Origin of the sequence: Sphaerisporangium sp. NPDC051011 (assembly GCF_040653595.1) — a bacterium.
Classification (GTDB): Bacteria; Actinomycetota; Actinomycetes; order Streptosporangiales; family Streptosporangiaceae; genus Sphaerisporangium.
In genome coordinates, this window is record NZ_JBFAGG010000011.1 from 196,956 (window position 1) to 221,047 (window position 24,092).

At 67.8% G+C, this 24,092-nt stretch carries 22 protein-coding genes; 8 read left to right on the top strand and 14 right to left on the bottom strand.

The genetic code is table 11. The features are described 5' to 3' along the window. Positions 1-27 precede the first annotated feature (27 nt). From AB0H21_RS25660 to AB0H21_RS25690, 7 genes are all read right to left on the bottom strand, one after another. Positions 28-879, bottom strand: coding sequence for a PaaX family transcriptional regulator C-terminal domain-containing protein (locus tag AB0H21_RS25660; protein WP_358521060.1), 852 nt, complete (start codon positions 877-879; stop codon positions 28-30). A 24-nt stretch (positions 880-903) separates the two neighbouring features. Then, positions 904-1,311, bottom strand: coding sequence for a hotdog domain-containing protein (locus AB0H21_RS25665; RefSeq protein WP_358521062.1), 408 nt, complete (start codon positions 1,309-1,311; stop codon positions 904-906). A gap of 62 nt (positions 1,312-1,373) precedes the next feature. Further along, positions 1,374-3,752 (bottom strand): bifunctional salicylyl-CoA 5-hydroxylase/oxidoreductase, encoded by a 2,379-nt coding sequence (locus AB0H21_RS25670; protein WP_358521064.1) that lies wholly within the window; start codon positions 3,750-3,752, stop codon positions 1,374-1,376. Between the two features lie 5 nt (positions 3,753-3,757). Next, positions 3,758-5,434 (bottom strand): AMP-binding protein, encoded by a 1,677-nt coding sequence (locus AB0H21_RS25675; RefSeq protein WP_358521066.1) that lies wholly within the window; start codon positions 5,432-5,434, stop codon positions 3,758-3,760. Next, positions 5,431-6,387, bottom strand: a complete 957-nt coding sequence (locus tag AB0H21_RS25680) for an acyl-CoA thioesterase domain-containing protein (protein ID WP_358521068.1) — start codon at positions 6,385-6,387, stop codon at positions 5,431-5,433. The genes AB0H21_RS25675 and AB0H21_RS25680 overlap by 4 nt, the downstream gene beginning before the upstream one ends. Next, complete coding sequence (locus AB0H21_RS25685) at positions 6,384-6,869, bottom strand: cupin domain-containing protein (RefSeq protein WP_358521070.1); 486 nt, start codon at positions 6,867-6,869, stop codon at positions 6,384-6,386. The genes AB0H21_RS25680 and AB0H21_RS25685 overlap by 4 nt, the downstream gene beginning before the upstream one ends. 20 nt (positions 6,870-6,889) lie before the next feature. Further along, entirely contained in the window at positions 6,890-7,708 is an 819-nt protein-coding gene (locus AB0H21_RS25690) for a fumarylacetoacetate hydrolase family protein (RefSeq protein ID WP_358521073.1), read from the bottom strand. A gap of 101 nt (positions 7,709-7,809) precedes the next feature. On the opposite strand from AB0H21_RS25690, the gene AB0H21_RS25695 reads away from it, so the two are divergent. From AB0H21_RS25695 to AB0H21_RS25710, 4 genes are all read left to right on the top strand, one after another. Then, entirely contained in the window at positions 7,810-8,238 is a 429-nt protein-coding gene (locus AB0H21_RS25695; RefSeq protein WP_358521076.1) for a RidA family protein, read from the top strand. Positions 8,239-8,624: 386 nt separating this feature from the next. After that, on the top strand, positions 8,625-9,473 hold the full coding sequence (locus AB0H21_RS25700) for an alpha/beta hydrolase (protein WP_358521078.1): 849 nt from the start codon (positions 8,625-8,627) through the stop codon (positions 9,471-9,473). 5 nt (positions 9,474-9,478) lie between these two features. Then, complete coding sequence (locus AB0H21_RS25705; RefSeq protein WP_358521081.1) at positions 9,479-11,014, top strand: NAD(P)/FAD-dependent oxidoreductase; 1,536 nt, start codon at positions 9,479-9,481, stop codon at positions 11,012-11,014. Between the two features lie 28 nt (positions 11,015-11,042). Next, entirely contained in the window at positions 11,043-11,792 is a 750-nt protein-coding gene (locus AB0H21_RS25710; protein ID WP_358521363.1) for a glucose 1-dehydrogenase, read from the top strand. Positions 11,793-11,832: 40 nt separating this feature from the next. Here the strand turns inward: AB0H21_RS25710 and AB0H21_RS25715 are convergent, their stop codons facing one another. Next, entirely contained in the window at positions 11,833-12,627 is a 795-nt protein-coding gene (locus AB0H21_RS25715) for an SDR family oxidoreductase (RefSeq protein WP_358521084.1), read from the bottom strand. A 105-nt stretch (positions 12,628-12,732) separates the two neighbouring features. Next, positions 12,733-13,947, bottom strand: a complete 1,215-nt coding sequence (locus AB0H21_RS25720; RefSeq protein WP_358521087.1) for an acyl-CoA dehydrogenase family protein — start codon at positions 13,945-13,947, stop codon at positions 12,733-12,735. A 34-nt stretch (positions 13,948-13,981) separates the two neighbouring features. On the opposite strand from AB0H21_RS25720, the gene AB0H21_RS25725 reads away from it, so the two are divergent. Further along, positions 13,982-14,665: a helix-turn-helix domain-containing protein gene (locus AB0H21_RS25725; protein WP_358521090.1), complete on the top strand. Its 684-nt coding sequence runs from the start codon at positions 13,982-13,984 to the stop codon at positions 14,663-14,665. Positions 14,666-14,732: 67 nt separating this feature from the next. Further along, positions 14,733-16,277 (top strand): MFS transporter, encoded by a 1,545-nt coding sequence (locus AB0H21_RS25730; RefSeq protein WP_358521093.1) that lies wholly within the window; start codon positions 14,733-14,735, stop codon positions 16,275-16,277. Positions 16,278-16,314: 37 nt separating this feature from the next. Here AB0H21_RS25730 and sigJ read toward each other — a convergent pair whose 3' ends face one another. Then, the gene (gene sigJ, locus AB0H21_RS25735) at positions 16,315-17,292 is read right to left on the bottom strand and encodes an RNA polymerase sigma factor SigJ (RefSeq protein ID WP_358521095.1); all 978 of its coding nucleotides are present in this window, start codon (positions 17,290-17,292) and stop codon (positions 16,315-16,317) included. A 243-nt stretch (positions 17,293-17,535) separates the two neighbouring features. Between sigJ and AB0H21_RS25740 the strand changes: the two genes are divergently transcribed. Beyond that, positions 17,536-18,078: a carboxymuconolactone decarboxylase family protein gene (locus tag AB0H21_RS25740; RefSeq protein WP_358521097.1), complete on the top strand. Its 543-nt coding sequence runs from the start codon at positions 17,536-17,538 to the stop codon at positions 18,076-18,078. 274 nt (positions 18,079-18,352) lie between these two features. Then, positions 18,353-19,249 carry an AraC family transcriptional regulator gene (locus AB0H21_RS25745; RefSeq protein WP_358521099.1) on the top strand — a complete coding sequence of 299 codons (897 nt, stop codon included), beginning with the start codon at positions 18,353-18,355 and terminating at the stop codon, positions 19,247-19,249. Between the two features lie 5 nt (positions 19,250-19,254). On the opposite strand, the gene AB0H21_RS25750 is transcribed toward AB0H21_RS25745, so the two are convergent. Genes AB0H21_RS25750 through AB0H21_RS25765 form a run of 4 tightly spaced genes read right to left on the bottom strand, consistent with a single transcriptional unit; the run spans position 19,255 to position 24,091 of the window. Then, positions 19,255-21,330 (bottom strand): xanthine dehydrogenase family protein molybdopterin-binding subunit, encoded by a 2,076-nt coding sequence (locus AB0H21_RS25750; protein WP_358521101.1) that lies wholly within the window; start codon positions 21,328-21,330, stop codon positions 19,255-19,257. 15 nt (positions 21,331-21,345) lie between these two features. Beyond that, on the bottom strand, positions 21,346-22,326 hold the full coding sequence (locus AB0H21_RS25755) for a xanthine dehydrogenase family protein subunit M (protein ID WP_358521103.1): 981 nt from the start codon (positions 22,324-22,326) through the stop codon (positions 21,346-21,348). Continuing rightward, the gene (locus AB0H21_RS25760) at positions 22,323-22,862 is read right to left on the bottom strand and encodes a 2Fe-2S iron-sulfur cluster-binding protein (protein ID WP_358521105.1); all 540 of its coding nucleotides are present in this window, start codon (positions 22,860-22,862) and stop codon (positions 22,323-22,325) included. Before AB0H21_RS25760 ends, AB0H21_RS25755 begins: the two co-directional genes overlap by 4 nt. Continuing rightward, positions 22,859-24,091 (bottom strand): low temperature requirement protein A, encoded by a 1,233-nt coding sequence (locus AB0H21_RS25765; RefSeq protein ID WP_358521107.1) that lies wholly within the window; start codon positions 24,089-24,091, stop codon positions 22,859-22,861. Before AB0H21_RS25765 ends, AB0H21_RS25760 begins: the two co-directional genes overlap by 4 nt. Position 24,092: the final 1 nt, after the last annotated feature.

The window sequence follows — 24,092 nt, forward strand, 5'->3', positions numbered from 1 at the left end:
TGCTCGCATCCGCGCCATGTGTGATCGTCAGTCGCCGGGCGGTTCCCAGTAGCGAGCGGCGTAGGCGAGCGCCCGCCCCTCGAAGCGCTCGACGATGCGCTCGAAGAGAGCGACGGCTTCGTGCCCTGCCCACTGTGGCGGCAGAACTTCCCGCGGGAGACCCGGATCCCGGAACGGCAACTTCCGCCAGTGATCGATCACTGACATGTAGGTCACGAACGCCTGCCGAGGTCTCGACGAATCGCCCCCTCGACGATCCTCGGCGAGGCCGGAGAACCTCGCGATGAACTCGTGGTATCGGCGATCGATCGACTCGAGGTCCCAACCTTCCTGGATCAGGACCCCGAGATCCTGGCCGGCGACGTGGTCTCCGACGAAGACCGCGGAGTGACGCTCAAGCTCCAACTCGGCAATGGCGGACTCGGCCGCAGGCAGCATTCGCGCCGGAGCGATCCATACGGCGGTCCCGACGTTTCCGAATCCCAGGGACGCGAGGTGAGCTCGCAGCTGATGCCTCCGCGCGCGTGCGGCCTCTGGAACGGAGAAGTGAACGATGCACCAGCCGGCCTTGAGATCGGCCGGCTTCCGGGCGTGCCAGATGACGTCGTCGCCGGCGTCCAGCGACCGAGCCGCGAGCTCCGTCAGAGCGTAGCCGCGCATCCCGCCGGTCGCCTGCGCGACCAGCCAGTCGCGCTTCTTGAGCCGGAAGATGGCGGTACGTGCACTCGTTGCGTCGACCCCGCATTGGCCCATCAAGTCGATGGCGCCTGCCGTCGGCATCCAGCCACCCATGCGCCGCACCACAGCACCGAGGAAGCTCACCAGGAAGGTGCGGTTCAGGTGTGGGCGCCCTACACGCTCAGCGTCAGGTTCGGTCACTTCGCACATTCTGCACGATCGGCGTCATCCATCGGTGATGCCGGGTGGCCCTGGCACCGGGGTCCGAAGTGCCTCCACCCACTGCCGTGGCCATGGCACGCTGTGCGGGGTCCCATCCTCGTGCATTCCCTGGACGTGAACGCACGTGTACCGTCCGGAAGCTGCTCGTGCCCGTGATCGACCTCGGAAGGCATGGCCCCACACCTCGAAGGCGAACGTGATCGATGATCGTCCGATGTTCTCGAGCTCTACGACAGTGGTGACCACCTGCTCGAACCACAAGGGCTGATCGAAGTCGACTTCGTATCGCACGCGCGGGGCCACGGGGAAGTAACCCGTGATGCCGTGACGTCGCATGAGGTCCGCCTCCGCGGCCTCGACGAAACGCGTGACCACCGTGTTGTGATAGATGCCGGCCGCGTCGGTATCCATCCATTCGACGCGCGTCGACGAAACCCCTCGGGGACGATACCGGCCCGGCGGTGGCGCCGGCCTCATGAGACTGTGACGGCTAGGTCCCTGCGCGGCCGCCACCGCTGATGCACCCTGTCGGCTGCCGACGAGCGGAGGAGCGACAGCCGCGGCGGGACCTTGTCGGTGCGCGACGTCGGTGGCCGACGCCGGCCTGCGGCGAACTGTGGTGGCCAGGTCGCGCCCTCCCCACGGAACTCCTGCTCGGCTGCCGCGTGAAGCGTCCAATGCGGGTTGTACAGGTGGGTCCGGCCCAGCGCGCACAGATCGGCACGACCCGCGAGCAGGATCGAATTCACGTCGTCGTACGAGGAGATGGCACCAACGGCGATCACCCTCGCCCCAGCCTCGGCCGCGACGCCGGCACGGATCTTGTCGGCGAACGGCGTCTGGTACGAACGCCCGTAAGCGGGGCGCTCCTCCTTCGCCACCTGGCCGGACGAGACGTGCACCGCCGCCGCGCCATGGTCGACAAAGGCACGTGCGATGCCGACGGCGTCATCGTCTGTGTTCCCTCCCGGCAGCCAGTCGTGCGCGGAGATGCGAACGGTGACAGGAATCGATGGCGGAACGGTCGCGCGGACGGCATCGAACACCTCGAGAGGGAAGCGAAGCCGGTTCTCCAGGCTCCCGCCGTAGCCGTCTGTGCGGTGGTTCGCCAGCGGCGACAGGAACGAGGAGAGCAGGTAGCCGTGGGCGGCGTGCACCTCGACAAGGTCGAAGCCGGCCTCAACGGCGCGGCGAGCGGCCGCGACGAAGTCATCGACGACCTTCCTCAGATCCGCCTCGTCCGCCTCCCGAGGGACATGGCAGCCGGGACCATATGGCAGCCGCGACGGCGCGATGACCTCCCAGTTTCCCGCGTCGAGCGGCTGGTCGATCCCCTCCCACATCAACTTCGTCGAGCCCTTGCGGCCGGAGTGCCCGAGCTGCACGCCGATCTTCGCCCGAGAGTTGCCGTGGACGAAGTCGACGATGCGGGCGTACGCGTCGCGCTGGTCGTCCCTGTACAGGCCCGTGCACCCTGGCGTGATGCGTCCTTCCGCCGAGACGCAGACCATCTCCGTCATGACCAGTCCGGCTCCTCCGAGAGCCTTGGATCCGAGGTGGGTCAGGTGAAAGTCGTTCGCCATGCCATCTGTCGCGGAGTACATGTCCATCGGAGCGACGACGATCCGGTTGGCCAACTCGAGGTCCCCGATTCGTACCGGCTGGAACATGGCCGGCGTCTGGTCGTGGCCGTTGTTGTGTGCGAACCGCGCCTCGATCCGGTGCGCGAACTTGGGGTCGCGCTCCCTGAGGTTCTCGAAGGTGATGCGGCGCGAGCGGGTCAGCAGGTTGAAGCAGAACTGATCCGGGTCCTGCCCGGCGTACAGGCCGATGTTCTCGAACCACTCCAAGGAGGCCTGGGCGGCGCGCTGGGTGGACTCCACGACCGGCTTTCGTTCGGCCTCGTAGGCCGCCAGCGCCTCGGCGACACTCGGGTGCTCGTGCAGGCAGGCAGCGAGGGCGAGGGCGTCCTCCATCGCCAGCTTGGTGCCCGAGCCGATCGAGAAGTGCGCGGTGTGCGCCGCGTCGCCGAGCAGTACGACATTCCCGTCGTACCAGCTGCCGTTCCTGACGGTCGTGAAGTTCAGCCACTTGGAGTTGTTCGTGAGCACACGGTGCCCGTCGAGCGCGTCGGAGAAGATCTCCTGGATGCGGGTCACCGCGTATTCGTCTGAGACTCCAGGCGGAAATTCTTGAGTCGCCGTCGCGTCGAAGCCGGCTGCGCGCCAGACGTCTTCATGCATCTCGACGATGAAGGTCGAGCCTTCCGCCGAGTACGGATAGCCGTGAACCTGCATCGTTCCCCACTCCGTCTGGATGACGAAGAACTGGAACGCCTCGAAGACCAGGTCGGTGCCCAGCCAGATGTACTTGTTCCTGCGACGGTCGAGCGACGGCTCGAATGCGTCTGCGAGCTGGGTTCTGACCTTGGAGTTGGCGCCGTCCGCCGCGATGACGAGGTCGAAGTCCACCCGCAGCGAGTCGACGTCGGGGGCCTCGGTTCGGAAGTTGATCTCAACACCCGACTCGGCGGCGCGCTGCTGGAGGATTTCCAGAAGTTCGCGGCGACCCATGGCAGCGAAGCCTTGCCCACCGACGGTCAGCGAATGCCCGTCGATGTGCATGTCGATATCGGTCCATTGTGCGAATCGCTCCTCCATGAGCTTGTGCACGACAGGGTCCGCGCCCTCGATGCTGCCGAGCGTCTCGTCTGAGAAGACGACGCCGAAGCCGAAGGTGTCATCCGGCGCGTTGCGCTCCCACACGGTCACCACGTGCGTCGGGTCGAGCTGCTTAATCAGTGCGGCGAAGTACAGTCCTGCCGGTCCGCCGCCGACGATTGCGATCCTCATCGATATCAGTCCTCTCGGAGCGTGCCAGCGGCGGAGGCCTCGGCCTCGACGATGCGTCGTAGATGGAAGTGCTGAAGCTTCCCGCTGGTGTTGCGCGGGAGGGTGTCGACGAACCGGACATCGCGCGGATACTTGTAGGGCGCAATGGTGCGCTTCACGAACTCCTGAATCTCCCTGGACTTCGCGGCGTCACCGGAGACCCCCGGCTTCACTACGACGAACGCGCAAACGATCGAGCCGCGCTCCGGGTCGGGCGCAGCGACGACGGCCGACTCCAGGACGTCGGGATGTTCATCGATCGCGGCCTCCACCTCTGGGCCGCCGATGTTGTAACCGCTCGAGACGATCATGTTGTCGGTCCGAGCCTGGTACCAGAAGTACCCGTCCTCGTCGCGGACGAAGGTGTCACCCGTCACGTTCCAGCCGCCGACGACGTAGTCCGTCTGCCGCTCGTCGTTCAGATAGCGGCATCCGACCGGCCCGATCACGGCCAGCCTGCCAGGAGAGCCAGGCGGAAGCTCTTCGCCGGTGGGCCCGAGAATCGCAGCCCGGTAGCCGGGCACGGCCCGGCCGGTCGCTCCCTCCCGAATCTCCTCTCCTTGAGCGGAGATGAAGATGTGCAGGAGTTCCGTGCCCCCGATTCCGTCGATGACGGCCAGGCCGAGCTCGTCACGAATGCGCCGCCAGGTCGACGGCGCGATGTGTTCGCCCGCACTGACCGCAGCACGCAGGTTCTTCAGGAGGGGGAGCTTGCCCGACCGGATAATCTGCCCATAGGCGGTGGGCGCCGTTGCCAGAACGGTCACACCGGCGTCGGCGATGGCGTCGGCGAGCAGGGGCGGGGTGAGCGACTCCGTGAGCAGAGCCGCCGCGCCGGCGCGGAGCGGGAAGACCACCAGCATGGCGAGCCCGAACGTGAACGCGAAAGGCGCGGTGCAGGCGACGAGGTCGTCGGACGTGAGGCGCAGTACGTGCTTACCGAACGTGTTGTCGATCGAGAGGACGTCGCGATGGAAGTGCATCGTGATCTTCGGGACGCCGGTGCTCCCGGAGGTCGCGCACAGCAGTGCCACGTCGTCGGCCGACGTCTCGACGTCGGCGTACGTTCCATCCTTGGCTGCCGCCAGGGCGACCAGGTCACGGTCGCCGGTTCCGCCGAAGGCGACGATCCGGAGGCCCGGCAGCACGCTGTCGCGTACGTCCGTGACGTCGTCGACGAACCGGTGGTCCACGAGCGCGAGCGCGGGCCGCGTCTTCTCAACGATCGGTGTTAGTTCGCGTGCACGTAACGCGGCGAAGGTCGTGGTCGCGATCCCGCCGGCTTTGAGGATGCCCAACCACACCGCGACCGTCCACGGATTGTTCGGTGACCGGAGAAGCACCCGATTACCCGGGATCAGACCAAGGTCCTCGGTCAGGACTTGCGCGACCTGGTTCGCACGCTTCCGCAACTCTCCATAGGTCCAGACCTCGCCGTCTGGAGTCCGCAGCGCCACTCGGTCGCTGCCATGGGTTTCGCACGCCGCGTCGATCAGCTCGGTGGCGGCGTTGAGCCGAGCGGGATACCGAAGGTCGTCGGTGGTGAACTCCAGAACCGGCCACTGCTCGAGCGGCGGGAGATGGTCGCGAGCGAAGGTGTCGTCGTAGGAGGACGGGTTGAGCGCGGCGAGATCGGACCTCATCGGGAACCTCCGTCGGTCGTGCGGATCAGGCCCTCCTGGACGACCGTGGCCAGGTGGCCGCCATCCGGCGTGAAGAAACGACCGAGGCCGACGCCCCGGCCACCCGCCGCGCTGACCGCTTCCTGCGCGTACAGGAGCCACCCATCGAGTGCGCCCTCGGGTAGTGGGCGGTGAAACCACATGGCGTGGTCCAGACTTGCCGTGACAAGGCCAGGGGACGCCCACGGGAGACCGAGAACGCGAAGGACCGGTTCGAGGATCGTGTAGTCGCATACGTACGCGAGCGCGGCGAGGTCGCGTTGGGCACGAGTCAGGCCGGGAACGGGTCGCAGCGCGTCGAACGGGCGAATCCAGACCGCCTGGTTCGGTAGCGTCGCGCCTTCGACTCTGAGGTACACCGGTCCCGGGACGTGCCGCATGTCGAAGCTGCGGCCGCGCTGCCAGTAACGCTTGGACCGCTGGGTCATCGACGTCTCCGCGGACACGGCGCGTTCACGGAGGTACGCCTCGGAGGTGGGCAAATCGCTGGGGCCTGGGATGTCGGCAGGCATCTGTGCCCGGTAGGTGCCGCCCTCCGCTTCGGCCGCGAAGCCGGCCATGCTCACGTACACGACCTTGTCGTTCTGGTAGCCGCGCACCTGCCGGGTCGAGTACCCGCGCCCATCCCGAAGGACCTCGACCTCGTACCGGACTTCGCCACCGATGTCGACGGGCCGCATGAAGTAGGAGTGCATCGAGTGGAGGACCTTGCCGGCGTCCCGGCCGCCGACCGACAGCATGGCCGCGGCCGCCGCCTGTGCCACCATGTCTCCGCCGTAAGCCTTGGGCCACGGACAGTCTTGGGCCACGGCCGTCCAGGCGTGATCGAAGAACTGTGGCGTCGCGGGCGTGAGGGTGACGGCGGCTGCGAAGGTCTCCGATGTCGGAGATCCGGTCGGTTCCTCTGCGCTCACGGCCGGGTCGTCCAGTCCGGAAGGGCGTCGTCGCCGACCTCAGGAAGGTTCACGACGATGTTCTCGGGTGTCCTCGTCGTCATCCAGACGAGTGGCTTGTTCCGGTCGAGATTGCACTCGACATGAGGCATGAACGGAGGCACGAAGACCCAGTCGCCCTCCTGCATGTCGATGTAGTCCCTGAACGAGTCACCGAAGTAGATGCGAGCTCGGCCGGAGAGGACGTACCCGCCCGTTTCGGCTTCGCCGTGATGATGCGGCACGGAGCGATAGCCACTCTCGTTTCGAACCTTGCCGAACCACAGTTTCGTCGCGGGCGTGTGCTGGATGCTCACGCCGGAGCTTCGATGCGCGCCGGCGGACTGTCCGGTGTCGCCCACCTCGTGGCCGGCACGGGTCACAATGGGCACGACCAAGCCGGTCTCGGTGGCATATGCGGAGTTGTCGCCCTCGAGGCGGTACTTGCTGAAGTCAGGCTCCATGGCTTCTCCTGTCAGGGCCGCTAGGGATGGACCCGAATGACGTTGCGCAGGCGACCGATGCCGGCGATCGCGGTTTCGACGACATCGCCGTCCGCGAGGAAGGTCTGCGGAGTCCGGGCGACGCCCACACCGCCGGGCGTTCCGGTGAGGATCACATCGCCGGGCATGAGGCGCGTGAAGGTGGACACATAGGCGAGCAGGTCCGCCGAGTCGAAGACGAGGGTGCCGGTGTTGTCTTCTTGCACGACTTCGCCGTTGACTCGGCAGGTGATGTCCAGACCCGCGGCCGGGTCGATCTCGTCGGGGGTGACGAGGACAGGGCCGATCGGCGTCGTGCCGTCCCAGGCTTTCCCCTGCAACCATTCCAATGAGCGGTACTGCCAGCTCCGCATGGAGATGTCGTTCGCCACGGTGTACCCGCCGATCGCGGCGAGAGCTTCGTCGCGGGTCGCGCGGTGGAGAGTCGTTCCGACCACGACGGCGAGCTCGGCCTCCCAGTCGACCTGGAGACCGTCCGGGACGCTGATGTCGGCGTCGGGGCCGGTCAGGGTGTCTGCGAACTTCGCGAACAGCGTGGGATACTCCGGCAGGTCACGTCCGGTTTCGCGGATGTGTTCGGAGTAGTTGAGGCCGCAGCAAATGACCTTGCGCGGGGTGTGGAGCAGTTGGGTGGGCTTGGCCTCGTCGAGTGCCTGCCCAGCGAGTTCAGGCGCCTCGGCCAGAGCGACCTTTCGGATCAGTTCGGAGAGGTCCGCCGCAGGTAGCGCACGCCATTCGGAGCCGTCCAGGACGGCGGCCGTCGTCGTGGCGTCGGGTAGAGAGACCGTCGCGAAGCGCACCTCGTATCTCCTTCGAACGAGCGGATCGTGCGTTGCACAATCTCCACGAACGTTGTAGAAGAGTCAATACCGATTTGAAAATCCGGCGCGAGGAGATACCCATGACCGTCCGCGGACCGCTTGCGGTGAACCCGCCGACCCTGCCGCCGCCGCGCGGCTACTCACACGGCACTCTCAGCGGAAACACGCTCTATCTCGGCGGCCAGACGGCACTGGACCAGGACATGAGGATCGTGCCGGGCGGCATCGTCGCCCAGTTTCGCCAGGCTTTCGGGAACCTGCTGACGACGCTGCGCCACGTTGGCGGAACGCCTGAAGACCTGGTCAGCATCACCATCTACCTCACCGACATCCCCGACTATCAGGCCCATGGCCGAGAGATCGGCGAAGTGTGGCGCGAGCTCGCGGGCCCGGTGTACCCCGCCATGGCCGGAATCGGCACGACCGAGCTCTGGCAGCCGGAAGCGCTGATCGAGATCGTCGGCGTGGCCGTGATCCCCGAGCAGCGGCTCATCGCTCCCCCGCGCTAGGAAGCGCCCTCAAGTCGTTCGCCATCGACAACGAACGTTCTACTTGCGTCATAGGTGTCGGCCATGTCGCCGGTCAGAGCCGAAACCTCGATCCGTTCCGCCGCGAAGGACACGAACGATCGCCTCGAGCCCTGCGGCATCGCCAAGTCCACCTCGACGTCCGAGATGAGAGGTCTCCAGCCTCAGTGACCGCGAAGCCACCCATCGGCTTCTCCGATTCATCGGCAAACCGGGAACTTCCCGGCGTGGTCAGCCTAGGGCCAAAATTCGAATACGACTAGAAAAATGGCCCCTGCTGCGAGTACCGTCGGCCGAGCAGCGACCGCACGGCTCAGTGATGACGCCAGGCCCCAGAGCCCGCGCCTGCTCAGCAGAAAGGATTCGCGGTGACGACCTCGCGCCCACACCTGGGGTACGTCGACGTGCTCGGCGCCCGCGTCGCCTACATCGATTCGACACCGGCGGCTCCCAGTGCGCTGCCCCCGATCGTCCTGCTGCACGGATCCGGCGGCAGCGCCGCATCACACTTCGCGTTTCTCATGCCCATGCTGGCCTCGCAGCGCCGCGTTGTCGGCATCGACTTCGCGATCTCGCCCGACAGGGGCAAGGTCTCGCTGTCCGAACTGGTGAGCCAGGTCGACGCGGTAGTCCGAACCGCCCTCCCCCATACGCCGGCGACGATCTGCGGCTACTCGCTGGGAGCCGTTGTCGCCGCCGCCTTCGCGGCCGAGCACGCGAACGCGGTCACCGAACTGGCGCTGATCTGTGGCTGGGCCAAGACGGATCACCAGCAGCGCGTTCGCAACGACATATGGAAAGCGCTCAGGAACGAAGGTTCGACCGTTCTGGCCGAGTTCTCGGCCTACTGCGCCTACGGCGGCCCCTACCTGGCAGCCCGTACGCCGACGGAGATCGCCAACCTCATCGCAGCCGTCTCCGTTACCGACAGCATGGACGCACACATGGAGCTCAGCCGCTCCATTGACATCGAGCACCTTCTCGGCGACATCTCGGCGCCGGCCCTCGTGATCGGCGCGGCTCATGACCAGATGGTCCCGGTTCGGCACAGCAAGCTGCTCTGGGGCGCAATCGCGGACGCGCGATACGCCGAAGTCAGCGCGGGGCACGCGGTGATGGTCGAGCGGCCCGCTCAGATCTTCCAGTTGATATCCACCTTCAGTAACGATCCCGGCCGAGTTCCGGCCGGAGGGCTACTCGACATGCCCATGCCTTGATTCACATGATCACGCCCGGCCGCAGGCCGATGCCACTCGATCGGAGGCCCCCGCTGTCCAGTAACGCAACAGACCTCGAGGTCGATGTCGTCATCGTCGGGGCCGGGTTCGCAGGTCTCGGGCTCGCCATCCGACTCCAGCGTCGGTCCGAGCAGTCGTTCGTCGTACTCGAACGGGCCGGCGACGTCGGCGGCACGTGGCGCGACAACACCTACCCGGGCGTGGCATGCGACGTTCCCTCCCACCTCTACTCGTACTCATTCCTGCCCAACCCGAACTGGTCTCGCGTGTACTCGCCAGGCTCCGAGATCCTCGACTACCTGCGCCGCGCCGCTGAGAACGAGGGCCTGACCCCTCACTTGCGTCTCGACACCGAGATGACCGGCGCGCACTGGGATTCGCGACGTCGGCGGTGGGTCGTCGAGACACCGCGTGGGATCTACCGCGGCCGTTTCCTGGTCGTCGCGACCGGCCACCTGGCCGACGAGCGACTGCCCGACGTCCGTGGGATCGAGGACTTCGAAGGCACGATATTTCACTCCGCACGGTGGAACCACGAGGCATCCCTCGCGAACCGACGTGTGGGGGTGGTCGGCACGGGAGCGTCGGCGATCCAGATCGTCCCGTCGATCGTCGATGTCGTGTCCCGGCTCGTCCTGTTCCAGCGAAGTGCGCCGTACGTCAACCCGAGGCGCGACCGGCTCTACAGCGATGGCGAGCGCCGGATGTTCGCGCGCGATCCGGAGACCCGCCGCGCTCTGCGGGCCGACCTGTTCTGGACTTTCGAAGCGTCCTACGCCGCGCGCCGGAAACTTGAGCCGTATCTGTCCACGGCGAAGAGGGTCGCGCTCGACCATCTGCACGCTCAGGTCTCGGATCCCGACCTCCGGCGCAGACTCACGCCCGACTACGAGTTGGGATGCAAGCGCGTCCTGGTCTCCAACGACTACTACCCGGCACTCACCAAGCCTCATGTCACCGTCGAGGACGCGGCCCTGGCGCGTCTGACGCCGACCGAGGCCGTCAGTGCCGCCGGCAACGCCTACGAACTGGACTGCGTCATCCTCGCCACCGGGTTCGAAGCCACCGAGCCCCGGGTGGCGCCCCTCATCCGTGGCGCGGATGGCAGGCCGCTGGCGGATCATTGGATGAACGGAATGCGCTCGCTGGACTCGATCGCGGTCCCGGGCTTCCCGAACATGTTCGTCCTGGACGGCCCCAACACCGGACTTGGCCACAACTCGGTGATCTTCGTCATTGAGGCCCAGATCGACTACGTGCTCAGCGCCCTCCGCTTCGCGGCGCTGCGCGGTGTCGGGACGATCGAGCCCAGGCGGTCCGCGGCGATCGAGTACACCGAGTTCCTCCGCCGGCGCAGCGCCGGCACGGTGTGGCTCGATGGCGGCTGCAGGAACTGGTATGTGGACCCCAGAAGCGGCGACCTCACCGTCGTCTGGCCCGATTTCGCGCACGCCTTTCGCGAACGGAACGCGGTGTTCGCGCCTGAGCGATACGTACTGACGCAAGAGGCGACTACTTGATCTGGAACGGAGTTCTGCTGTGATGCGCATGTCAGGGAAGGTGGCGCTGGTGACGGGTGCCGCTGGCGGCGTCGGTGCCGCGAGCGCTCGCCTCTTCGGCGCTGAAGGCGCCGAGCTTGTCGCGGTGACCGACACCTTGGACGAGCGTGGGGAGCAGGTCGCCGCGGAGATTCGGAACGCCGGCGGGAACGCGATGTTCATCCGTCACGACGTGACCGACGAGTCGTCATGGCACGACGCCGTCGATGGTGTGCTGGCTCAGGCCGGCCGGCTCGACGTCCTGGTGAACAACGCGGGAATCAGCGGTGCTGTCGCCGGCGATGGCTACGACATCGACCTGTGGAGCCGCCTGATGGGCGTCAACTGCACCGGGGTCTTCCTCGGGGTCAAGCACGGGGTGCGCGCGATGCAGAACGGCCGGGGCGGCTCGATCGTCAACGTCTCCTCGATCGCGGGCCTTGTCGGGCACGCCGGGCTCCACCTGGGTTACAACGCGTCGAAGGGCGCCGTGCGGCTGCTCACCAAGGGTGCGGCCGCGCGACATGGTGCCGACGGCATCCGAGTGAACTCCGTCCATCCGGGCCTGCTCCCGCCCATGGTCACCTCGGGGACGACACAGAACCCTGAGAAGCGGCGACAACTGCTGCAAGGGGTGCCGCTCCGGCGCGAAGGGCGGGTCACCGAGGTGGCCAACGCGATCTTGTTCCTGTCAAGCGACGAATCGTCGTACATCACGGGAGCCGAACTCGTTGTCGACGGGGGTTACACAGCGGTCTGAGCGAACCCCACGTCGACGCGACGACCCGGCAGGTGCGCTCTCAGACTTGCGTCAATCCGCCGTCGATGTAGACGTTGGTCGCGGTGATGAAGGCCGAATCCTCTGTCGCCAAGAACAAGGCCAGTCGTGCGACCTCGTCGGGTTCCCCAAGCCTGGCCAACGGGATGCGACTCACCAAACCCTGGTACGCCTGCTGCGTCAGCGCATCGGTGTCGACGACTTCGCCTTCACGCCTCGAGCCCAGTGCTCGCCGGTGATCACTCAGCGCCCCATGCAGCGAGGCCGTCTGAACCGCGGCAGGCGAGATGCAGTTGACCCGCACGCCAAGGTCTTTGAGCTCGTTCGCCCAGGTCCGTGCGAACGAGCGAATCGCCGCCTTCCCGGCGGCGTAGAGACCGACTCCGGGGGTTCCCTTATCCGCGGCAGTCGAGCTCATGAGGATGACGGTCGCCCCCGACCTCAACAGTGGCACTGCCTTCTGCACCGTATAGAGCGTGCCGTTGACATTGCTTCCCCACTCGCGATCGAGCAGTTCAGGGGTGATCTCCTCGAGCGTCGCCAGCGTGGTCCCCCCTGCGTTGGCGACCACGACATCGAGGCTCCGGCCATCGGCTCGTACCTGGTCGTAGAGGCGATCCATGTCCTCAGCCCGAGAGACGTCCGCGGTGATCGCCGAGCCTCGACCGCCCACTTCCTCGATCAAGCTCACGAGTCGGTCCGTGCGCCGCCCCACGGCGTAGACATAGGCGCCTTCGCCGGCGAAAGCCCTCGCGATCGCTCGTCCCAGTCCGGACGAGGCACCGGTTACGACAGCCGTCTTACCCTCGAGCCGCACGACCCGCTCCCTTCTCTCAGAACACGCGCCCGACCATGATTCAAAGGCTATTTGAATCAAAGACTACAGAGTCACCGCCGTACGTCAACGACGGATCGCCTCCGATCATGATCCGGCGGGACCGGTGAACGCGATCTCACGACCGAGGGCACCAACGCCGAGCGTCTGCTGAAGCTGATCGGTCTTCCACGCCATGACGATTCCGCCGATCAGGTCACGGAAGATCCGCTCCAAGGGTCGAGCGGTCACGAAGCCGTGCGCTCCGCAGATCTTCATGGCCCCCATGGACACCTCCTCCGCCATTCGACGGAGGTGGTAGAGGGTGCGGACCAGCTCTCGAGTGGACACGTCCTCCTCCGCGTCCATTTTCGCGACAGTCCGGTGGAGCAACTCGCGCCCCGTCCCGAGCCAGTGATCCATGTGTCCCAGCCCGACCTGCGCCCAGGCCTCATCGGCTCTGAACTTGGGCGACGTGGGATTGAACGCGCCTTCCGCCATGTATCCATATCGGTGCTGCACATGGTCGATCGTGAAGTCGAATGCCGCCTGCGCCAAGCCGAGCCAGATGGCCGTGATGCCGAAAGCGACGACCGTCGAGTCGCGCTCCCGGCCGCGGACGATCCCGCTGACCGGAGATAGGATGCAGTCGTCGACGGGTATGCGCAGTTCACGGCACTCGATGTCGTTGCTTCCGGTGGCGCGCATTCCCATCGCGCTCCAGTTCTGGTGCTTGATGAGCCCCGGCTCACCCAGCCGGCCAATGGTCATCATCATCGTCGGGTCGTTCGGGTCGCTCCCCTCGACCATGCCGCCCAGCATGGTGTACGCCGCGGCATCGCTCATCGAGCCGAACCCCGCACGTCCGTTGAGGATCACCTCGTCGCCCTCGCGCCGGCACCCGAGCCGGGCCCGGCGCGAGTCCAACTCGGCCGACGGATTCGAAAAGGCGCCGCAGATGGTCGCCTCTCCCGACGAGATCGCGGCCAAGGCCTCATCCCTCCGCGGAAAGGACGGCATCTTTGCGAGGGTTCTCGCCCCCACCCAGTGCATGTTGAGTGCGACAGCCGTTGAGGCGTCATGCCTCCCGAGAAGCTCCATTACATCGATCAGCAGCGCGACAGGAGGTCCGCCGTCGCCGAACTCATCGCTCAGGGGGAGGCCTGTGACCCCGATACGTTGCAACTCCCGCACGTTGTCGATCGCCATACAGCCTTCGCGATCCGAGGCGACGACGCGCGCCGCGTACTCGGGCGCCTCGACGACTGCGCGTAACCGAGCCATCAGGTCGTCCGCCGGTGCGACCTTCGTGATATCCACCATGCTGTACTCCCTAATTGATTGGACTTGCAGTCTGATGAATCGAGAAGCGAACGTCAACCGCCCCTACCGATCCGACCTCCGCCAGGAGGGCGCGCGCGCTACTCGATTCGCCATCATCCGCGCCGCACAGGACTTGTTCGCTCGCGACGGATACGGCGGGACGTCCATCGACGCCATCGCCCGGCAAGCCGGAGTCGCAAGGGCCACGATCTTCAACTCGGTGGGCGGCAAGCCGGCTCTGATGCGCGCCGCCTATCACGCCGCCGTCGTGGGAGGCGACGATCCGCGCCATCCGCGCGAAGGTCCGCTCGGCGAGCGAGCAAGACAGGCCGCGACGCCGGAAGAGGTCCTTCATGTCTACGCAGAGGTGCTTGCGGAGGTCTTCGAAGCGGTCTCGTCGATCCATTCAGCGCTCGTGACCGCAAGCTCCGACTCCGACGAACTACGTGCCATGCTCGACGAGCTCGACTCAGGCAGATACGTCGGAGCAGCGAACATCGTTGACTTGCTACTTGAGCGCGGGGATCTCGCTCCCGGCATGACCAAGGAGCGCGCCGCCGACATCCTTTGGGTGTTCAACGATCCTCGGCTGTGGCACGCCCTCCATCGCGAGCGAGCGTGGGACCGCTCGGAGTTCACGGACTGGCTGTCGGGGACACTGAAGTCCCAGCTGCTGCCGGCAGACCAAGGCGCCAAGGACGCCTCGAGCAGCAGATAATCAAATCGCACTTGAAAATATCGGCCGGCGCGCCTAGCTTGTTGATCGAGCAACACCGAGGAGGGCCGTGCGCGCCAGTCGCTATCAGAATCCGGGGCTGACGTTCGCGATCCTCGCCATCTCGGTTGCGTCCTTCACCTTGCTTCAGTCGTTGACGATCCCCGTTCTCACGGAGATACAGCAGCAGTACGACACAGATCAGGGGACCGTCACGTGGGTCCTCACCGCGTACCTGCTGTCGGCCTCGATCTCCACACCACTGCTCGGCCGCGTCGGTGACGCGGTCGGCAAGTCCCGCATTCTGTGCCTCACCCTCTCGGCCCTCATGCTGGGCTCCTTCATGGCTGCCATCGCGCCATCGATCGGCTGGTTGATCGCCGCCCGTGTTGTGCAAGGGGCGGGCGGCGGCGTGGTGCCCCTGGCGTTCGGCATCGTCCGGGACGAGTTCGGCGGCAGAGTTCGCGCCGCCCTCAGCATCCTGTCCTCGCTGACCGCCGTCGGCTTCGGGCTTGGCATCGTCATCGCGGGTCCGATCGTCGATCACCTGGGCTACCACTGGCTGTACTGGCTTCCGATGCTGACGACGATGACGGCTGCAGGAGCTACCTACCTGTTCATACCGGAGTCACCCGTACGCACGAGCGGTCGGCTGCCGCTCGTCGCTGGACTGCTGCTCGCCGGTTGGTTGGTGGCCGGGCTCCTCGGCCTCAGCCAGGGAAGTGCTTGGAGGTGGACCTCCCCCAAGATCGTCGGGTTGCTAGGCGTCACCGTCCTCCTCGGTGTCGGATGGGTGCTTGTCGAGAACCGATCCGCCGTGCCGATGATCGATCTGCGGATGATGCGACGGCGCGGAGTCTGGACGGCCAATGTAGTCGGCGGCTTCGTCGGGTTCGCCATGTTCGCCTCGTTCGGCTTCCTTCCCCAGTTCCTGCAGACGCCCGCTTCCACGGGCTATGGCTTCGGCGCCACGATCACCGAGTCCGGTCACGTACTCCTGCCATCAGCGATCGGAAGCTTCGTCGTCGCGCTCTTCACGGCGCCGCTTGTCACCAGGTTCGGAGTCCGGCCCGTAGTGCTCACCGGCACTGTGGTGCTCGGCCTTGCGTACTTGGGCATCGCCCTCTGGCACGACACGACATGGCATCTTGTCGTGACCACGGCTGCCCAAGGCACCGGCTCCGGCTTGGTCTTCTCGAGCTTGGCCGGGGTGATCATCGCGTCGGTACCCCGGGACCAGACAGGCGTGGCCAGCGGAATGAACGCCAACATCCGAACCATCGGCGGATCTGTTGGGTCTGCCATGATGGCGGGAATCGTCACCGCCCACGTGGGATCGACGGGCTACCCCACCGAGCTTGGTTACACGATCGGCTTCCTCATCCTCGGCCTCGCGATGATTCCGGCATTCCTCGCGGCGCTCTGCATCCCGGACAATCGCTCTCAGCCGACATCTGGACGCTCGGCGGACGCCGAACTCGGGATGGTGCCTGCGGCGCCGGCTCCCACCGACGACTGCCTCGATGTAGCCGACCCTACGAGTAAAACGATGAGCCTCGATCGGGACCAACGCCGGCTTGTGGAGTCGTCATGCAGGAACTCGACGGACGATTGACGGCGCTGGACTCGGAGGCCTGCGAAGCTCGCTGGTCCTAGTGCTGTGGCTCCGTCCACAGCCGGAGCTTGTCGGGGTTGCGTACCGCCCAGATGTGCTTGATCCGGTCGCCTACGACGTCGAACGCCATCACCATCACGGTGACGCCGTCTTGCTGCGCCACCAGACCGGGCTGACCGTTCACCGTACGCTCAAGAATCGTCAGCTCGGGCGCTCTGCCGGCGATGTCGACGGCGTGGCGCGCGATCTGCTCGCCGCCTTCGATCGGGTGAAGCAGGGCGCTGACCAGGCCGCCGCCGTCGGCGATCCCCGTAGCGTCGGGGGCGAGGAGGCCGATGAGGGCGTTGATGTCCTTGGCTTCCCATGCCTGCTTGAAGTTCCTGACGATGCGGGCCTGGTGGGTTGCCGGCGTCGCGGGAGCCTGCGCGGCGCGGATGCGACGGCGGGCCGAGGAGGCAAGCTGGCGGCACGCCGCCGGGGTACGTCCGACGATCTCGGCCACCTCGGCGAAGGGGTAGCGGAAGACGTCGTGCAGGATGAACGCGACGCGCTCGGCCGGGGTCATCGATTCGAGCACGACGAGGAAGGCCATGGTGACCGACTCGTCGAGGGTGACCCGGTCGGCCGGGTCGGCCGTGGCGCCGCCCGGACGCCCGCTGATCCACTCCGTGGATTCGGGCAGCGGCTCGGGGATCCACTCTCCCACGTAGCGCTCCCGCCGGGCCCGCGCCGAGCCGAGCACGTCGAGGCAGATGCGGCCGGCGACCTTCGTCAGCCACGCGCCGGGGGATGCGATGGCCTCCTGCCGCTCCCGGGACATGGCGTACCAGCGGGCGTAGGTCTCCTGCACGACGTCCTCGGCGTCGGCCAGGGAGCCGAGGAGCCGGTACGCCAGATTGATCAGCTGACGCCGCTCGCTCATGATCACGGTCAGGCTCGCATCGGGCCGGCCGTGTCCTGGCTCGGATCGGGTGGTCATGGTGTCGACGGCTCCCTTGGTCGTGTCTGCCTTCACCAGACCGACGAGATGACGCCTCTGAATGTGACGTCGGCGCGTCGCCTCACATTCCCGGCGGCTGTGTCGTCGGACTACTGAGACACCAGCCAGTACGCGGGAAGGCTCGGCGACCGGGCCGGCATGCGGATCACCGTCGGAACGCGTGATCGTCCCCGCGGCCGACCGCTCGGTGACGGAGACCACCCCCACCAGGCCCCAAGCCTCACAACACCGCTGAGACTCAGAAGGGAAGACCTCACGATGTCCATACCCTCGACACCCTCGACACCCTCGACACCCTCGACACCCTCGACGACCGAGCACGACGACCTCAAGTCGCGCCTGCCCGACCCCATCCAGCTCTTTCCCGAGATCACGGGAATGGCCGCGGCCATGTCCAAGGCCATCGGGAACGGGTTGATTCCGCAGACCACCATCGGCCTGGTGCAGCTGCGCGCCGGGCAGATCGCTGGCAGCACGTACCACACCGTCCGGCAGAGCGGCGGCCTCCGCGAGGCCGGGGAGACAGAGGAGCGCATCACCGCCGTGTCGTCCTGGCGGGACGCCCCCTACTTCACCGACGCCGAACGGGTCGCACTGGAGCTCGTGGAGGCCGTCCTCACCCCGAACCCGTTCGGGGAGCGGGTCCCCGACGAGCTGTTCGCCAGGGCATCCGCTCACTACGACGACAAGGCGCTCTGGACGCTAACCCTGGTGATCGCCCAGATCTGCTTCTTCATCCCCGTCGCCCTGGTCGCCAAGCCGATCCCCGGCAAGCCCATCGGACAGAACTACACCAAGTAACACCAACGGGCTCAGGGTGAGGACACGCGATCGTGCCTCACCCTGAGCACGGCCGACTCCCGAGTGAGGACCAGCGGCGCGCCGAGGGCGACCCGTCCCTTCGGGGCGGGCCGCTTCCGGGGCAGGTACCACCGGTCACCGTCACGCCAGCGGCCTGGAGCAGGTACAGCGTCGCGTCACGCGTGCCCGCCGTGGACGGATCTCGCAGCCATAGCGGTGATCTTGAGAGTCCGGGGGTTTGTCGCGGGTCCCGGGTGGTGCTTGGATCGACATCGTGGTCCTCGACGAACTGCGCGATCTCCTCAAGCGCCATGCTCGGCCCGATCTGAGAACCCCCATCGAGGACGTGCTGATCTTCAAGGCGGACGAACCCCAGCCTCCGACGCCGACGACGTACGGCAGGGTGCTGGCCGTGGTCGCGCAGGGAGCGAAACGGTTCGCACTGGGTGAGCGCATCTACGAGTACCAGGAAGGGCAGTACCTCATCGCCTCGGTCGACCTGCCTGTGACGAGTCATTTCGCCAAGGCCAGCCCGGAGTTGCCAGGGCTTGGAGTCGGGCTGACCCTGCATCCGGCGGCCGTCGCCGAGTTGCTGCTGCAGGCGGCGCCCGGCGACCTGCCGAAGGTGGGCGCCGAACCACCGCCCGGCCTGGCCGTCAGCACCGCCTCGGCCGAGCTCCTAGACGCCGTCGTCCGCCTGCTGCGCCTGCTCGACCGCCCCCACGACATCGCCGTACTCGGGCCGCTCTTCAAGCGCGAGATCCTCTGGCGGCTCATCACCGGCGACCAGGGCACGATCGTCCGGCAGTTCGGTCTGCCCGACAGCAGCCTCAGCCACGTCGCGCGCGCCGTGCAGTGGATCCGCGACCACTACGCGCAGCCGTTCCGGGTCGAGGACGTGGCCAGGCTGGCCGGGATGAGCGTCTCGGCCTTCTACCGGAGCTTTCAGGCCGTCACCGCCATGAGCCCGATCCAGTTCCAAAAGCAGATCCGGCTTCAGCAGGCGCGACTCCAGTTGGCCGCGGCCCCGGCCGACATCGCCACCGTCGGTCGCCGCGTGGGCTACGAAAGCCCTTCGCAGTTCAGCCGCGAGTACCGTCGCCAGTTCGGCGCATCCCCCAGCGAAGACGCCCTGCGCCTGCGCGCCTTCGCCACGGCGGCCATGCGCTGAGCGCGTCAGCCCTCCAGTACGCGGTCCAGACGGATCGGCAGGTGGCGCTGCCGGACCCCTGTGGCATGCCAGACGGCGTTGGCGATCGCCGCCGCGGTGCCGACGTTGCCGATCTCTCCGACGCCCTTGATGCCCCAGGGGATGCCGGGTTCGTCGTCGGGCACGAAGTCGGCCTCGATGTCGGGCACGTCGGCGTGGGCGGCGATGTGGTAGCCGGCGAAGTCGGCGTTGACGTGCCGTCCGGTGACCGGATCGCGGACGCCTTCTTCGTGCAGAGCCATGGACAGCCCGCCGATCATGCCGCCGATGACCTGGCTACGGGCCATGAGCGGGTTGATCACCCGGCCCGCGGCGAACATTCCGAGCAGCCGCCGCACGCGCACCTCGCCGGTGGCCGAGTCGGCGGTGACCTCGGCGAAGACGGCGCTGAAGGCGTGCCGTTCGCGGGAGGCCAGCTCGCCGAGCAACTGCGCGGTGTCCGCCGTGGCCGTCACCGGCCGTTCGGGACCGCGTATCTTGGCCGCTGCCTCGGTGATCGCCCACGCCCAGGATGCCGTCCCCCGGGACCCGCCCGCACCCCACGCCGGGCCGAGGTCGCTGTCGGAGATGCGCAGCCCGATCTTGTCGATGCCGACCGCGAGCGCGTCGGCGGCGATCGCGGTCAGCGCGGTGCGGGCGCCCGTGCCGAGGTCCGCGGCGCCGATGGCCACGGTGAACGTGCCATCCGGCTCGGCGGTGATCGACGCCCTGGAGGGGAAGGCGCCGATGCTGAAGGAGGTGGCGGCCAGGCCGGTGCCGACGAGCAGGGGTCCCTCCCGCCGCATGCGCGGCCGGTGGTCGCGGGAGGCCCACCCGAACCGGCGCGCCCCTTCGCCGAGGCACGTGACCAGGTTCCTGCTGCTGAACGGCAGGCCGGACACGGGCCCGACGGCGGGCTCGTTGAGCAGCCGCAGCTCCAGCGGATCCATTCCCAGCCGCTCCGCCAGTTCGTCCATGGCCGACTCCAGCGCGAAGGAACCGGGCGCGGCGCCGGGGGCGCGCATCGAGTACGGCGGCAGGATGTCGAGCGGGACCGCGGTGAGCGCGGTGCGGATCGCGGGGGCCGCGTAGAGCGTCTTGGTGAGCTCGGTGCATCCCTCGATGTACTCGGCGAGCGGTGAGATCTCGAAGGCGGCGTGGTGGTGGATGGCCCGCAGGCGTCCGTCGGCGTCGGCTCCGATCCGGACGCGCTGGTCGGTGGCCGGCCTTTGCGCGGTGGCCAGGAACACCTCCGTGCGGGTCAGCGTGACGCGCACGGGCCGCCCGAACCGGGTCGCGGCCATCGCTGCCAGGATGAGCTGTGGACCGCACATCGTCTTGGAGCCGAATCCTCCGCCGATGTGGTCGACGCGGATGCGCACCCGTTCCGCGGGCAGATGGAAGAGCGTGGCGAGGGTCAGGGCGATCTGGAAGGGTCCTTGGTCGCTGTCGACGGCCTGCAGGCGTTCGCCCTCCCACCACGCGGTCGCCGAGTGCGGCTCCATGGCGCTGCAGTGCTCCTCGGGTGTGCGGTACGTCTCGTCGACGACCACCGCGCCGGCGGCGAGCTCGGCTTCCACGTCGCCGACGTCGGCGGGCGCGTCGAAGAGCGTCAACGCCGGACGGCCCGCCGGGTGACCGGCGGAGAAGCACGTGTCGTGCGATTGCTCGTCGTAGGTCACCGGCAGCGCCTGGGCCGCCGCGCGGGCCTGTTCGGGTGTCTCGGCCACCACGAGGGCGATGGGGCGGCCCGCGTGCGGGATCACCTCGTCCTGCAGCAGGTGCAGCCCACCGTCCGGGCCGAAGAAGTGCCCGGCCTGTGGGTTGAGCCGGGGCGCGTTCGTGTGGTCGATCACGCCCAGCACGCCCGGCATGTCGTGCACGGCCGTGACGTCGATGTCGCGGACGCGCCCGCGGGCGACCGTGGACAGGACGAGCGCGCCGTGGGCCAGGCCCGGCACCGGCTCGTCGGCGGCGTAGCGCGCGGCGCCGGTGACCTTGGCCCGTCCTTCCACCCGGGGGCGGGCGACCCCGATGGCGCCGTCGCGTGTGGAGGTGTTCATACGAAGATCTCTCTTTCAGTACGGCTCGGCCAGGCCGGTCAGGACGGCCGCGATGAGGTGGCGCACCAGCGGGACCTTGTAGCCGTTGCCGGGCAGCGGCGCGGCGGCGGCCAGTTCGGCCTCGGCGGCCGCGCGGAACCGATCGGCGGTGGCCGGACCGTTCAGCAGGAAGGACTCGGCGACGCGAGCGCGCCAGGGACGCGACGCGACACCCCCGAGGGCGATCCGCACACCGCGGACGGATCCCCGGTCGACCTCCAGATGGGCCGCGACGGACGCGGTGGCGAAGGCGTAGGACGCGCGCTCGCGGACCTTCCGGTAGCGCGAGCGCGGCGAGACCGCCGCGCTCGGCAGCACGACCTCCGTGATCAGGGCTCCCTCGGGCAGTGCCGTCTCCCGTTCGGGCGTGTCGTCGACGGGTGGGTAGAACCTCTCCAGCGGGATCTCCGCCCCGCCGTCGAGCGTCTCGTAGCGCACGACCGCGTCGAAGGCGACCAGCGCTACCGCCATGTCGGAGGCATGGACGGCCACGCAGCACGGCGACCAGCCGAGGATGGCGTGGTTGTGGTGCGCCCCCCGGATCGCCGCGCACCCGCTCCCGGGGACCCGCTTGTTGCACGCCTGCGACGGGTCGGCGAAGTAGGCGCACCGGGTCCGCTGCATCAGGTTGCCGCCCACCGTTGCCATGTTGCGCAGCTGACCCGACGCGCCCGCCAGCACCGCCTGGCTCAGCGCCGGATACCGGCGCCGCACCTGCGGATGCGCCGCGACGTCGCTGTTGGTCGTCGTCGCGCCGACGGCTAACCCGCCGTCAGGCGTCTCGCGGATGCCGCCGAGCGGAAGAAACCGCACATCCACCAGTTCGGCGGCCGTCTCGACGCCGGACTTCATCAGGTCGACCAGATTCGTGCCGCCGCCGAGGTAGCGGGCGCCGCCGTGCCCGGCGGCCAGCGCGTCCCGGACCTCTGTCACGCGGCGGTAGGCGAACTCCTTCATCCGGTCACCTCTTCCGCCCGCGTTTCGAGGATCGCGCGCACGATCGACGGGTACGCGCCGCAGCGGCACAGGTTCCCGCTCATCCGCTCACGCACCTCCACCGCGTCCAGCTCGGTAACCGGGCCGTCAGGCGAGACGTCGGCGGTGACCGCGCTCGGCCAGCCCGCTGCATGCTCGGCCAGCATCCCGACGGCCGAGCACAGTTGCCCAGAGGTGCAGTAACCGCACTGGAAGCCGTCGAGGCGCACAAAGGCCTCCTGGATCGGCCGCAGTTCGCCATCGGCGGCGAGGCCCTCGACGGTGGTGATCTCGGCGCCCTCGGCGGCGACCGCCAGCGTCAGGCAGGACACCACCCGCCGACCGTCCAGCAGCACGGTGCAGGCGCCGCACTGCCCGTGGTCGCAGCCCTTCTTCGGACCGGTGTGGCCGAGATCCTCGCGCAACGCGTCGAGCAGGGTCCTGCGATGGTCGAGGCACAACCGATGCGTCGCGTTGTTGACGCGCAGCGCTATCACGCCGCGGGTCTCGTGTGTCATGGTCTTCCTTCCTCAGGGCCGCAGGGCGGCGGGGGAACGGCGGCGCGCGCGTACCGGATGGTCTCGACGACGATCAGGGCGGTGAGGATGGCCACCAGCCCGGCAAGCCCGGCAAGCGGCGGCAGGACGACGGCGGCCGGCGCGGCCGCCAGGAGGGCGCAGGCCGCCAGCAGCCGCGGACGGCTCAGCGTGTGGTGCATGCGGCGCTCGATGAGCAGATGCCCGGCGAGGTACAGCGTGAAGCCGCCGTAGAGGGCGAGCGCGAAGAACGCGCCCAGTGGCCTGCTGTCGGCCGCGTGCGCGATGACGCCCTCGACGCCCAGAGCGGCCAGCAGGATGCCGGCGATGACGGGGAAGTGCCCGTAGGTGTAGGCGTCGACGGCCAGGCTGACCCTTGCCTGGCCCCGTGCCCGGCGCACCCGCTGTTCGGCCGCGTGCGCCGTCACGTCGAAGTGAAGCCACCATAGGCACACCGCGATCGCGAAGCCGAAGATGGCCGCGAACACCAGGGCCGTGCTGATGGGCTGGTCGGCGGCGCCGACGCCGACGGCGATGACGGACTCGCCGATGGCCAGGATGACGAACAGGTGGTGACGCTCGCTCAGATGCGCAGGGCTGCGCAGCCGCCAGGCGCCGCCCCTGGCGGTGTGGTAGATGCCGACCCAGTCCACCAGGACGGCGGCCGCGTACAGCAGCGACTGGAGCCCGCCGCCTGCCAGCGCCCCGGACACCAGCAGGGCTCCGCCCGCCAACATGGGCAGCCAGGTGATCGCGACCTGGCGCCGCAACCCGGCGTCCCCGGTCGCGGCCACGGCGAAGACCGTGAGATGCACCCAGCGGACCAGCAGATAGGCGCACACCAGGACGAGGGGCCCGTGCAGGTCTCCAGGCCCGTCGGCCCACGCTTCGGGGATGGCCAGTCCGACCACGAACATCGCCGTCATCGCGACGACCATCCCCGCCCGCGGCAGGCCCTCGTCGGCCCGCGAATGGTTGCCCAGCCAGGTGTAACCGGACCATGTGCCCCACAGCAGCGCGAGCATCAGCAGCCCCCGCACCACGCCGTGAGCACTGTGCTCGTGCGCCATGGAGCCCGTGATCCGCGTGATCGCGAAGACGTAGACCAGGTCGAAGAACAGCTCGAAGGGCGTCGCCCGATGGTTCTCATCGGTGGTGCGGACACCCGGCAGGCGCTTGCCACGGCCTCGTTCCCCGCTTCGCACAGCCATG